This window comes from Paenibacillus sp. HB172176 (genome assembly GCF_011947265.1).
In the GTDB taxonomy this organism is placed as follows: Bacteria; Bacillota; Bacilli; order Paenibacillales; family Paenibacillaceae; genus Pristimantibacillus.
Genome location: NZ_JAATHD010000013.1, coordinates 85,791 through 98,187 on the forward strand (window position 1 = coordinate 85,791; position 12,397 = coordinate 98,187).

The window sequence follows — 12,397 nt, forward strand, 5'->3', positions numbered from 1 at the left end:
CTTTTGCTGCGTATTCAAGCAGCCAAGCACCTGTGACGGACATTTTCGACCGTTAGAGGTGTATTTTATTTGAATCGGAAACCTAAAATTCCTGTTGTAGCTAAGAAATGGTCTTTGCAACAAAACGAGCGCCTCTGGTAGGATTGGGTTACCCAAACACAATCATCCTAGGAGGTCGCTCTACTATGAAGTTTAAAAGAAAACATCAAATTAATCAACGTATCGCACGCATCACTCCAAACCACTTGGTGGTAGGCATCGACATCGCTAAGGAAATTCACGTGGCGAGCGCCGTCAACTACAGAGGCCAAGAAGTCGGAAGCACCTGTTCCTTTACCAATGACCAAGCAGGCTTCGAAAAACTGATGCGCTGGGTCAAGCAGCAGTATCGGCGGTTTGGCCTGACGCAATCCCTCTTTGGTATGGAATCGACGGGGCACTATGGCAGTGCATTAGCGCAGTGGCTCCTGGACCAGGGGCAGGAGGTCGTGCAGGTCAACCCCGTAGTCGTCAAGCGTAACAAAGAGAATCGGGATAACCGTCCCTCCAAAAACGACGCTAAGGACGCGGTGGTCATTGCAGACACCCTCTCTCGCGGCTATTATCACGAGTGGGTCTGGCATGAGGAAAATTACCGTAGGTTGCGCTGTATCGTGAACGAGTATGAAGCTCTGTCTATCGATTTGACCGCCATCGGCAACCGACTGCAGCGGTTGCTGGATGAAGGGTTTCCAGAGTTCACGCAAGTGTTTAAACGGTGGGATTGCCCACGTGCCATCGCAACCTTGCAGAAATTCCCGCTGCCTGAGGACTTACAAGGCCTCAGTGTGGATGAGGTGATGCAGGGCTGGCATGATGCTGGCATGACTCGTTCCGGCGGCGCAAGAGGGCGGGAAAGCGCGGCTCGTCTGCTTGCCGCTGCTCATTCTTCCATCGGAATCACTGCCACCGCTACCGAACTACGGCGGCAGATCCAACGTCAACTGAAGGTACGAGCCCAACTGTTGGCCGATCAGATACAGGTCATGGAAGAGGTTCACGACCTGCTTCAACAGCTGCCAGAGGCCGAACGTGCTCCCTTAGCCGAAATCGGACTCAGTCCGTGGCTGAGCGCAACCGTTCTTGCCAACACCGGTCCGCTGCAGCAGTACGCGCACGGTCAACAGGTACTGGCTCTCGCAGGACTCAGTCTTTGCGAAAATCAATCGGGCAAACGACGAGGCCAAGTCACCATAAGCAAGCGCGGGCGAAGGCAGTTGCGCAAATATCTGTATCTGGCGATGCTCGGCCTGGTGAAAAATCACCCCGCATTCCGGGAGTGGCATGCCCATTACGTCCAGACGTGTCATCTCAAGAAACAAACGTCGATTTTCAAACTCATTGGCAAACTCTTGCGCATACTGGTAGCCTTGGCGCATAGCGGCGATACGTTTAGCCCCAAGCTAGCCAATACCTTACAAACAGCAGCATGATCACAACTCATTTGTCGTATCAGCACTAAAAGTCAAACCGAACGTATTGTCGTAAGTATGTTTATTTCAATCCACACGTCGCGAGAGGATCGATAGAAAATGTCGCAAGGGCACAGACCCGTTACCTAAAACCGATCGGACTCCACAACTTGGACAGGTGTAACGAAGGAAGGTAAGGGCACAGACCCGTTGAGCCATGGGATGGTGAACCTCCAAGCAATTGGTGGAGCAGGCGTGTACATTATATATGGAAATAAGAGGGTATTTCACTTACTCTTCTGTTCCCGTATGTCCAACTGCCTGTAGGGGAGAGCCCCCACCCGCTCAGCGTCTGCCTTCAGCCTAATTCGTTTTCGCAAGAATGAATGAAATACTGCGTATGAACAAGATATCGGAAGAAAACACCTTAATACCAGAGGGACGGACATTTTCGCCTCTTAGCGCTGTAGAAATGGGATTTCTATGCTGAAATTGTGCGCTAAGGGTCCGAAATGTCCGTAAGAAAATTGAAAGTGCTGAAATCGAGGTCTAAGGGTCGAAAATGTCCGTAAGAGCAGATCGCGGCGGCACCGAGTGGAAGAATGGAAGAGCGGGAGGGAAGGTACTTTCAGTGGTCAGGGGGCGGGGAGTTTGGGCCAGCACGGAAGCGCTGCTTTCCACGTGGAGCGACATCATTCGGTGCAAACGCCAAGGCTTCAAAGCTTGAAACCTTCGTCCAAGAAGAGGCGATTGTCAAGGAGCCAGACTCGCAAAAGCCGTCATACGGGCACGATATCCAAGGTCTCCATGTTCAGAAAAGTCTACACTCGATCACATGCTTTCGCGCAAACGCGACGAGTCTATCCGAACGTAAAAAACCGGCGGATACGCCGGTTCAATTCTAATTTCTATTGCACGCAAAGAAGCGCTGTGGTATGATGGGAAAACGATTTATGATTATTTTTATTAATAGCCGCAAGTAATGCATCTTATCTATAATTCAATATTATCACGAGACTTTGCGGATTGTCAAATCTTTTCTTGAAATTACGACGGAAAGGGATGTGAGTTCAAGAATGTTAAACGAAAAGGACATGGAGCGGGAACAGGAACGACTTGACTTGGTGATGGAGAAGCTGCGGGAGAGAGCGGGCCAGTTGGAGCCGGAGGTGTCGGGACTTCGGGATCAGACGGTCGATTTCCGCAAGAGCTTCTGGGAGGAAGTCACGGTCAATACGAGCACCGACGAGGATTTCGAGGAGACCTTCTATAGCATTAGGCAGCAAGAGGCGCTGTTGTCGGAGCGCGAGCGCAGCTATCGGCTGCGCCTGAGGGAATGGGATAGCGTGAACAGACTGTTGAAGTCTCCTTATTTTGGAAGGATCGACTTTCGGGAGGAAGGGCTGGGCTTCAGCGAGCAAGTGTATATCGGGGTGTCATCCTTCGTGGAATCGGATGGCCTCAGCTTCCTGGTGTATGACTGGCGAACGCCTGTCGCGAGCATGTACTACGATTATTCTCCGGGAGAGGCATCCTATGACACGCCGGGCGGGCAAGTGAGCGGGGAGATGGAGCTGAAGCGGCAATATCAAATTCAGGGCGGACAGCTTCGGAATGTGTTCGACACCAGTGTGACGATCGGCGACGAGCTGCTGCAGCAGGTTCTGGGCAAGGGTGCGAACTCCCAGATGAAGAGCATTGTGGCGACCATCCAGCGGGAGCAGAACGCCATCATTCGCGACGACAAGAGCCGCATGCTCATCGTGCAGGGAGCGGCCGGCAGCGGAAAAACCTCCGCCGCGCTGCAGAGAGTGGCGTACTTGCTGTACAAACACCGAGATCGCCTAAAGGCCGATCAGATTGTGTTATTTTCGCCGAATGCGATGTTCAATAGCTATGTCTCTACCGTGCTGCCCGAGCTGGGCGAGGAGAATATGCAGCAGGCAACCTTCCAGGAGTATCTTGATTATGAGCTTGGCGAGGAATTCGGGTTAGAAGATCCCTTCGATCAGATTGAATTCGTGCTGAACGAGCAGGAGTCAAACGAGTATAAAGCGCGCTTACGGGGAATCGCCTACAAGGCGTCAGGAGCGTTCCTGGAGGCGCTTCGAAATTATGCGAACTGGCTGGAGCGGGAGGGCATGCGATTCAGCCCGATCTTCTTCCGGCAACGGGAGTTGGTTACGGCAAAGCAGATGGAAACGCAGTTCTACAGCTATGACTCTTCCGTTTCCCTGGCTAATCGCGTTGAAAAGCTGCAAGAGTGGCTGCTGAAGGAGCTGGCCCGGCTTGCGCGCAAGGAAGTGAACGCCTCTTGGGTGCAGGAGGAGCTGAATTATCTCGACAAGGAGCAATATGCCGTCGCGCATAATAAGCTTCACCGGGAGCGCGGCGTCTTCGACTTTGCCGAGCAATATGAGGCGATTCAAGAGAAGCTGCAGAACAAGAGCAGGCGGGATGAGGCGGACTTCGATTATGTGGAGCAGGAGGAAGAGATCCTGCGACGGATGGTGGTGAAGGAGAGCTTCAAACCGCTCAGAAGAAGCGTCAAGGGGATGAAGTTCATCGATATGGTTGGGCTGTACGCGCAATTGTTCGGCGAGGAGCATGCTTATAGGGAGATGACGAAGGAGGAGGGGCTTCCGGCGTTTTGGCCCGAAATCTGTGAGCAGACGAGGGAGAAGCTGAAGCGGGGTGAGCTGTTCTACGAGGATGCTACGCCGTATCTGTATATGAAGGAGCTCGTAGAGGGACTTCGCGTGAATACAGAGGTCCGGCATGTGTTCGTCGATGAGGGACAGGATTATTCGATGTTTCAATATGAATTTCTGTGCAAAATGTTCCCGAGGGCGCGCATGACGGTGCTCGGCGATTTCGGGCAGGCAATCTTCACCCAGGCAACGGAATTATCTGGCTCGAGTTCGCCGATTCTTCAGCTCTATGGCGCTTCGGAAACGAGCGTGAGCCGCCTTCTCCGAAGCTATCGGTCGACGCGCGAGATTGTGGCGTTCACGCGAGCGATGCTGCCGGGCGGTGAAGAAATTGTTCCGTTCGAGAGAAGCGGCGAGAGGCCAAGGCTCTGCCAAATGGAGAACGGCGAAGGGTTGGCGGAGCGAATGGCGGAGGATCTCGCGGCTCTTCAGGCGGAGGGCTTCAGCTCCATTGCTGTCATAACGAAGACGGCCGGGGGGAGCCTCGAAGCTTACGAGAGCTTGAGGGCTCAGGAAAGATGCCGCGACACGCTGCGGCTGATCACGAAGAAGACGCCCGATTTCGAGAAGGGAATCATGGTGTTGCCCGCCTATCTCGCCAAAGGCGTTGAATTCGACGCGGTGCTCGTCTATGATGCTTCTTCCCGCGCCTACAACAGGGAAAGCGAGCGAAAGCTCTTCTACACCGCGTGCACGCGCGCGATGCACCGGCTTCATCTTTATGCGGTCGGGGAATGGACGTCGTTCATTCAGGAGCTCGACGCGTCTTTGTACGAGATGGGGGAGCATGCAGAGGTGCGCGGGCATTCATAGAAAATCGTGCAAGGTAACTCTCGCCGTGCTCTGAGAGTCGTAATAATCGTAATCTCCCGCAAGACGAGGCCCCCCAGCTCTGTGAAGACGTTGGGGGGCTTTGTATTGCGAGAGCGCGATTCAAGCTTGTGAATCGCATGAAAAGCAATGAATCTGGCGGATTGAGCGCTGCCGTTAAGACTCGCTGCAGACTTTACTTTAATATGCCGTCCAGCCTGCATCCGCTTCAACGACAACGCCGTTCACGAAGCTGGAATCGTCGGAGGCGAGGAAGAGAGCAACCTTTGCAACCTCCTCCGGCTTGCCGTTGCGCGGGTTGATACCAATGCCGGACATGGCTCGCTCCATGCCGAATGAATTAGGCGCTGTAAGCGTCGAGCCGATATTGGTCTCTACGCCGCCCGGTGCGATAGCGTTGCAGCGAATGCCCTTCAGCGCATATTGGTAGCCTACATTCTTCGTAAGCCCGACTACGGCATGCTTCGAGGCGGTATACGCCGCGCCTGCGCGCGAGCCGTTAAGCCCGCCTGCGGAAGCGATATTGACGATAACCCCCGCGCCTTTCTCCAGAAAGATCGGAAGCGACTTGCGAATGGTCCGCATCGGACCGGTCGTATTCACGGCGAAGACGCGCTCCCACAGCTCGTCCGTCAGATCGCCCGCAGGTACAAAGTTGTCCATGATTCCGGCATTATTAACGAGAATATCCAGTGTGCCGAACTCGTTTACTGCAGCATCGACGAGCTTCTGAACATCCTCTTCCTTGGCTACATTGGAGGCGACGGCGACGGCGACGGCGGTGCCGCACTTCGCTGTAATTTCTTCCACGACTGTTTCAGCGCCTTCTACGTTCAGGTCGGAGACAATCACTTTGGCGCCCTCGGCCGCGAATAATTGCGCGATGGCTCTGCCCATGCCGGATGCCGCGCCGGTAACGATGGCGACTTTGTCTTGTAATTTCATTTGTATTCCTCCTTGTGATGGTAAGGATGATGAGGCGGATTTTAATGAAAATTTTCAACATCTGTACAATATCGTACATTTGTTAGTTCGACTATACTATAATGGGGACAGGAGATACCATATATAATATGGCTTCATTTGTTGAATAATTGACAGATAGGCAGATAATGTAGCGTAGAAGAACGATAGAGGAGAGTGGATCGGAGGACGTGTGACTGCCAAGAGGAGAGTAGAGCTCAATGAAGAAGCGACGATGTTCGGGAGTTTAGTCTGTCTCTCGCAGCACCGAGGGAGCATCAGGAGGAGATGGAATTGGCGAATACGAGGACGGATCGGCGCGTGCTGCGAAGCAAGCTGGCGTTGAAGCAGGCGCTGTTGAAGCTGATGTCGGAGAAGAGCTTCTCCTCCATCTCGATTACGGAGATTGTGGAGCTTGCAAATTACAATCGCGGCACCTTCTATACGCATTACGAGCAGAAGGAAGCGCTGCTGGAGGAAGTGATTAACGAGTTGATTGAAGAGCTGATCGCGGCGTTTCGCGAGCCTTATGATCACGTGGAGCTGTTTCATGTGAACGAATTGACGGCTAATTCAGTCACCTTGTTCGAGCATATCTACAGCCGGAAGGAAGAATACACGGTATTGTTCCGCAGCGACGCGCTCCCGATGGTGAAGGATCAAATGTTCAATTCCGTAAAGCGCATCTTGAACGAGGATCTGGAGTACGCATACGGCGAGATCAATCCCGAGCTGCTGCAGGCATATTCGACACATGCGCTGATGGGGCTGGTTTTTCACTGGATTGAAGGCGGCTTCAAGTATGAGCCGCCTTATATGCAGAAGCAGTTGATTGCAATCCTCCACTGGCGGCCGAAAACGGCGAAGACGCATGTAAAGAAATGAGGATTGAGCAATGATGCAGAAGGAATGGTTGGCGGTACCTATGGGCAGAGGGGTTGGGAAGCTGTGTATTGACATTTGAATCAGAAGTAACTATACTGGTTACAACGGTGGTGATCATTTTGAAGCAAATAAGCACGCGCTTTACAATGGCTGTCCATATCCTATCTATTATAGCTGTTAGTTCGAACGAAGTTACCAGCGATTATATTGCAGGCAGCGTGAATACAAACCCGGTAGTCATCCGCCGGCTTATCGGAATGCTCAAGAAAGCAGGGTTGGTGGATGTGCGCCCTGGAGTAGGCGGAGCTTTCTTGCTCAGATCGCCCGAGGATATTACGCTGCTTGATATTTATCGCGCGGTCAACTTGATCGAAGATAACCGATTATTCGGCATGCATGAGGAATCGAATGTACTCTGCTTGGTCGGACGGAGCATCGAGAAGGTTCTTCAATCCGAATTGAACGAAGCTCAGGCTGCTATGGAGCAAAGATTGGGACAGACGACGATAAGCCAGCTTGCTGCAAGATTTGAGTAAATAGGAGCTCATGAAGAGCTTTTATTTTTCATCACGTTGTAACCAAAGTGGTTATATCAAAATTTAAATTATGGAGGTAAGGAAAAATGAAAATGTTAGTAACAGGCGCGACAGGGAAATTAGGAGCAAAAGTGGTTGAGACATTATTGAAAACAGTGCCGGCGAGTCAACTGGCAGTCAGTGTTCGCAATCCGGAAAAAGCGAAAGGACTGAAGGCTAGGGGCGTTGAAATTCGGCTCGGAGATTTCGATCGGCCTGAAACATTGGATTCGGCCTTTGCGGGCATTAACCGATTGCTGATCATATCGACCGACGGGGACAACGAAACAAGAGTTCGTCAGCATACGAATGCGGTAGAAGCGGCTCAAAGGGCAAAGGTCGAATTCATTGCTTATACGAGTGCGACAAATGCGCAAGAGAGCTCGTTATTTCTTGCCGTTGTACATCGCGCTACCGAAGAAGCCATTATTAAAACGGGCATCCCGTATTCTTTTCTTCGCAATAATTGGTACTTGGAGAATGAAATTAGCAATATTCAAGGCGCCAAGGCTGGGCATCCATGGGTAACATCTGCCGGTTCAGGCAAAGTAGGTTGGGCCTTGCAACAAGATTATGCGGATGCGGCCGCAGCTGTATTGTCCGGCAGTGGGCATGAGAATACCATCTATGAGCTTGGAGGCAGCCTGCTTACACAAGAAGAGCTCGCCTCTGTCGTTGGATCTGTTCTAGGTATAGAAGTGCCTGTGCTTCAGGTCGATGATGCCAAATATGGTGAAATCATGAAAAGTGCTGACGTTCCTGATTTCGTTATTCCTATCCTTGAAGGAATCCAGCAAGGCATCAGAGACGGCGCATTGGAGATCGAAAGCAAGGATTTGGAGAAGCTGCTGGGCCGTCCCGCAACCCCGATTAGCGAAGGTTTGAAATCGATCATTTAACGATACATCTTGAAGAATTTTAACCTATTCCATTAATATGTCTAAATAGAGGCAATCAAAACGTTTATAAGACACGGAGTCGAAAGGAGGTGGTCATTCCATTGCAGCCCTTTACACGTAGTGTTATCGAGATCATGAGGGGGATACCGGCGGGGTATGTCATGACCTACGGCCAGATTGCAGCGGAAGCGGGAAGTCCGAGAGGAGCCAGACAAGTGGTTCGAATTCTGCATGCGATGAGCGCCGCGCATCATCTGCCATGGCATCGGGTCGTTAATGCGAAGGGCGAGATCGCGCTACCGGATGTTGAGGCGCGCCTCAATCAGCAGTACTCGCTTGAAGCGGAGGGGGTGGAGGTTGACGCGAAGGGGCGAATTAATCTGGAGCGCTACCGCTATTATTCTAATAGGTAGGAATAATTTCGCAAGCTTTCACGCATACTGAATCCCATATTTTTCGGGAACCTTAACCCAGTATTTACGTATGAATACGGAAGTAGAAAACGAGGCGTCGACACTCCAGTTAAGTGGCATTTATTTCGAAAGCATCTGGCTGGAACAAAGCGGCGTTTCGCGAAAAATGGGGGGGATGTCGTGGAACAGCAAGCTTATTGGGCAATTGGTATTTTTCTGGTTATTTACGCATTGATTATCTCGGAGAAGATTCATCGAACGATTCTCGCGATGATCGGCGGACTGTTGATGGTTGTGTTCGGGATTGTTGATCAAGAGGAAGCGCTCCACCATATTGACTTTAATACGCTCGGATTGCTGATTGGCATGATGATTATCGTCAGTATTACGGCGGATACGGGTTTGTTCAAGTATATCGCTGTATGGGCTGCCAAGAAATCGAAGGGCAAGCCGGTGCGCATTCTCATCTCGCTGGCGCTTATAACGGCGGTGGGATCGGCGTTCCTGGACAATGTCACGACGGTACTGCTCATGGTTCCGGTAACGTTCAGCATTACGCGTCAGCTAAGGGTGCCGCCGATTCCGTTCCTGCTGACGCTTATCATCTCTTCGAATGTAGGAGGGACGGCGACGTTGATCGGCGATCCGCCGAACATTATGATCGGCAGCGCGGTTGAAGAGCTTACGTTCATGGCTTTCATCAATAATCTGGCTCCGATTGCAATCATTGTGATGATTGTATATATTCCTATCTTCATGCTGCTCTTCCGCAAGCAGATACAGACCACGCCGGAATTGACGCAGAGCATTATGGAGATGGATGAGAAGGAATTGATCTCGGATCATGGCTTGCTTCGCAAGAGCCTTGCCGTGCTTGGTCTTACGATCGTAGGCTTCTTCCTTCACCAGGCTCTGCATCTGGAATCGGCCACAGTAGCGCTTGCGGGCGCGTTCCTGCTGCTCTTGCTCACGGGCGAGCATATGATGGAAGAAGCGCTGAGCCGCGTAGAATGGATCACCATCTTCTTCTTCGTCGGTCTGTTCGTTCTCGTGTCCGGCTTGATTGAGACGGGAGTCATTGCGGAGCTTGCGGCCAAGGCGATTGAATTGACGGATGGCGACGTTGTGGCGACCTCGCTGCTTATTTTGTGGCTAAGCGCTATCGCGTCCGCGTTCCTCGACAATATTCCGTTCGTCGCGACGATGATTCCGATGATTAAGGAAATGGGCAACATGGGCGTGAGCAATCTCGAGCCCCTGTGGTGGAGTCTTGCGCTTGGCGCATGTCTGGGAGGCAACGGCTCGCTGATCGGTGCCAGCGCCAACTTGATTGTTGCGGGCATGTCTGGCAAGGAAGGGCATCCGATCAAGTTCATGCAATTTCTGAAATACGGCTTCCCGCTCATGATTCTATCCATCGTGATGGCTACCGGTTACGTGTATTTGCGGTATTTGGCGTAGGGCAAGTCAAGCGAGGTTAACGCGGTCCAACTAGATTGACGAATCAACCTCGTCCCATTCAGAGGGTTGGCTTCCCACTCAAGAGGAGTGAATCGGTTCGACATGTTCTTGCATACCCGAGCTCCATTTTGCATATCTCTTCATTTTCGGGAAAATTCGCATGATTTATTTTGAATATGGGGAAATTTACGCTACAATTATTCAAAGAAAAGACATGTGATGTTATTGGACAAAATGGAGGGTTAAGAAGTGGAGGAACAGGCATACTGGGCAATCGGCATCTTTCTTGTTATCTACGCGCTCATCATCTCGGAAAAAATCCATCGAACCATTCTGGCGATGATCGGTGCGCTTCTGATGGTTGTGACGGGCATCGTAGATCAAGAAACGGCGCTCCATCATATCGATTTCAACACCTTGGGTTTGTTAATCGGCATGATGATTATTGTCAGCATTACGGCTGACACGGGTTTATTCAAGTATATCGCGGTATGGGCCGCCAAGAAATCGAAGGGCAAGCCGGTGCGCATCCTGATTGCGTTATCGCTCATAACGGCGATTGGCTCGGCATTCCTGGACAATGTTACGACGGTGCTCCTTATGGTTCCGGTCACCTTCAGCATTACCAGACAGCTTCGAGTGCCGCCGATTCCATTCTTGTTGACGCAGATTATCGCGTCGAATGTCGGCGGAACGGCGACGCTCATCGGCGATCCGCCGAATATTATGATTGGCAGCGCTGTGAAAGAGTTGACCTTCATGGCTTTCATTAATAATCTGACCCCGATCGCGGTCATTATTATGCTTGCGTACATTCCGATCTTCGTGCTGATGTTCCGGAAGAAGATTCAGACGACGCCTGAGCTGACGCAGAGCATTATGGAGATGGATGAGAGCGAGTTGATTACGGATCATCGCATGCTTCGCAAGAGCCTTGCGGTGCTGGGACTCACAATCATCGGGTTCTTTCTGCATCAATCGCTGCATCTGGAATCGGCCACGGTCGCGCTGGCCGGCGCATTCGTGCTGCTTTTGCTGACCGGCGAGCATATGATGGAAGAAGCGTTCACGAAGGTGGAGTGGATTACGATCTTCTTCTTCGTCGGGTTGTTCGTGCTGGTGTCGGGCCTCGTGGAGACCGGAGTCATCGCGAAGCTGGCTGCCGACGCCATTGAATTGACGGACGGCGATGTCGTTGCGACCTCGCTGCTCATTCTGTGGCTTAGCGCTATCGCGTCGGCTTTTCTTGACAATATTCCGTTCGTCGCTACCATGATTCCGATGATTCAAGAGATGGGCAACATGGGCGTCAGCGATCTGGAGCCGCTGTGGTGGGCTCTTGCACTAGGCGCTTGCCTTGGCGGCAACGGATCGTTGATCGGTGCGAGCGCTAACCTGATTGTGGCGGGACTCGCCGGCAAGGAAGGGCATTCGATCAAATTCATGTCCTATATCAAATTCGGATTTCCGCTGATGCTCCTGTCTATTGTTCTGTCAACGGGGTATATCTATGTAAGATACTTGATGTAACGCTTGAGATGGACGGATTCGATTTTGCTTTCGAAAGTAGTCAGGTTAGGGATAAAGGAATTGGAAAGTGCGAATGAGAGCAGGAAATATAAATGGTGAGAGAATGCGGAAGGGGGATGAAGAGATGAAGCTAATGTACAGCTATGATCACAGCGTCATCGAAATCGGTGAATCCGCGAACGATCCGGACGTGGAATTCGACATACGCGTTCCCGAGCAGGAGGCTTGGGACAAATTGAAGCTCATTCGTGACAGATTCGAGGATGACGATGTCTATACCGACGTCTTGTTCTACGCCTATGAGAATCATAAGGCACGCATCATTGTTAGGCAGGATTATTACGAGGATTTCATTCTCGCGCTGATGAAGCACGGCTTATTGACGAAGGTCGAGTGGGTTTGACTTATCGGCTGCGAGCTATACGGATTTATCCGATTAACCGACAGGGGCTGCTTCGCAAGCCCCGATGCAAAACAGCGGCAGCCGACTCATCCTATGAGTCGGCTGTCTTTTTGAATCCAAGGTAATCTGCTTGTTCAACTTGTGGGTAGGCAGGTGGTTGGGAGAGGGTGGGGAGAGGCGGAGTGAAGGCGGAGTGAAGAATAAGCTGGAATTTCTCCCGTACATCTCACCGAAAAGTGCGAGAATCGAGGATAAGCTGGATTTCCTCCAGTATA

10 protein-coding genes are annotated in these 12,397 nt (G+C 51.6%); 9 read left to right on the plus strand and 1 reads right to left on the minus strand.

Annotation, left to right across the window (positions count from 1 at the left end; translation table 11 throughout):
• The first annotated feature begins 185 nt into the window (after positions 1-185).
• Together HFP08_RS17020 and helD are read left to right on the plus strand one after the other, a co-directional pair.
• Positions 186-1,472, plus strand: coding sequence for an IS110 family RNA-guided transposase (locus tag HFP08_RS17020; protein ID WP_168121804.1), 1,287 nt, complete (start codon positions 186-188; stop codon positions 1,470-1,472).
• Between the two features lie 1,055 nt (positions 1,473-2,527).
• Positions 2,528-4,975, plus strand: coding sequence for an RNA polymerase recycling motor HelD (helD, locus tag HFP08_RS17025; protein ID WP_168121805.1), 2,448 nt, complete (start codon positions 2,528-2,530; stop codon positions 4,973-4,975).
• Between the two features lie 198 nt (positions 4,976-5,173).
• Here the strand turns inward: helD and HFP08_RS17030 are convergent, their stop codons facing one another.
• Positions 5,174-5,938: an SDR family oxidoreductase gene (locus tag HFP08_RS17030; protein WP_168121806.1), complete on the minus strand. Its 765-nt coding sequence runs from the start codon at positions 5,936-5,938 to the stop codon at positions 5,174-5,176.
• Between the two features lie 306 nt (positions 5,939-6,244).
• On the opposite strand from HFP08_RS17030, the gene HFP08_RS17035 reads away from it, so the two are divergent.
• From HFP08_RS17035 to HFP08_RS17065, 7 genes are all read left to right on the plus strand, one after another.
• A complete protein-coding gene (locus HFP08_RS17035; RefSeq protein ID WP_168121807.1) occupies positions 6,245-6,841 on the plus strand; it encodes a TetR/AcrR family transcriptional regulator in 597 nt (198 codons plus the stop codon).
• A 119-nt stretch (positions 6,842-6,960) separates the two neighbouring features.
• Positions 6,961-7,377 (plus strand): Rrf2 family transcriptional regulator, encoded by a 417-nt coding sequence (locus HFP08_RS17040; RefSeq protein WP_168121869.1) that lies wholly within the window; start codon positions 6,961-6,963, stop codon positions 7,375-7,377.
• 86 nt (positions 7,378-7,463) lie between these two features.
• Positions 7,464-8,315 carry an SDR family oxidoreductase gene (locus HFP08_RS17045; RefSeq protein ID WP_168121808.1) on the plus strand — a complete coding sequence of 284 codons (852 nt, stop codon included), beginning with the start codon at positions 7,464-7,466 and terminating at the stop codon, positions 8,313-8,315.
• Between the two features lie 101 nt (positions 8,316-8,416).
• Positions 8,417-8,728 (plus strand): MGMT family protein, encoded by a 312-nt coding sequence (locus HFP08_RS17050; RefSeq protein ID WP_168121870.1) that lies wholly within the window; start codon positions 8,417-8,419, stop codon positions 8,726-8,728.
• Between the two features lie 180 nt (positions 8,729-8,908).
• Positions 8,909-10,189 carry an ArsB/NhaD family transporter gene (locus HFP08_RS17055; RefSeq protein ID WP_168121809.1) on the plus strand — a complete coding sequence of 427 codons (1,281 nt, stop codon included), beginning with the start codon at positions 8,909-8,911 and terminating at the stop codon, positions 10,187-10,189.
• Between the two features lie 249 nt (positions 10,190-10,438).
• Entirely contained in the window at positions 10,439-11,719 is a 1,281-nt protein-coding gene (locus tag HFP08_RS17060; protein WP_168121810.1) for an ArsB/NhaD family transporter, read from the plus strand.
• Between the two features lie 124 nt (positions 11,720-11,843).
• Positions 11,844-12,122, plus strand: a complete 279-nt coding sequence (locus tag HFP08_RS17065; protein WP_168121811.1) for a hypothetical protein — start codon at positions 11,844-11,846, stop codon at positions 12,120-12,122.
• The last annotated feature ends 275 nt before the right edge of the window (positions 12,123-12,397 follow it).

Excerpts from the sequence above, each read along its gene's own strand:
- HFP08_RS17020 (WP_168121804.1), top strand. The coding sequence starts at position 186 with ATGAAGTTTAAAAGAAAACATCAAATTAATCAACGTATCGCACGCATC.
- helD (WP_168121805.1), top strand. The coding sequence starts at position 2,528 with ATGTTAAACGAAAAGGACATGGAGCGGGAACAGGAACGACTTGACTTG.
- HFP08_RS17030 (WP_168121806.1), bottom strand. The coding sequence starts at position 5,938 with ATGAAATTACAAGACAAAGTCGCCATCGTTACCGGCGCGGCATCCGGC.
- HFP08_RS17035 (WP_168121807.1), top strand. The coding sequence starts at position 6,245 with ATGGAATTGGCGAATACGAGGACGGATCGGCGCGTGCTGCGAAGCAAG.
- HFP08_RS17045 (WP_168121808.1), top strand. The coding sequence starts at position 7,464 with ATGAAAATGTTAGTAACAGGCGCGACAGGGAAATTAGGAGCAAAAGTG.
- HFP08_RS17065 (WP_168121811.1), top strand. The coding sequence starts at position 11,844 with ATGAAGCTAATGTACAGCTATGATCACAGCGTCATCGAAATCGGTGAA.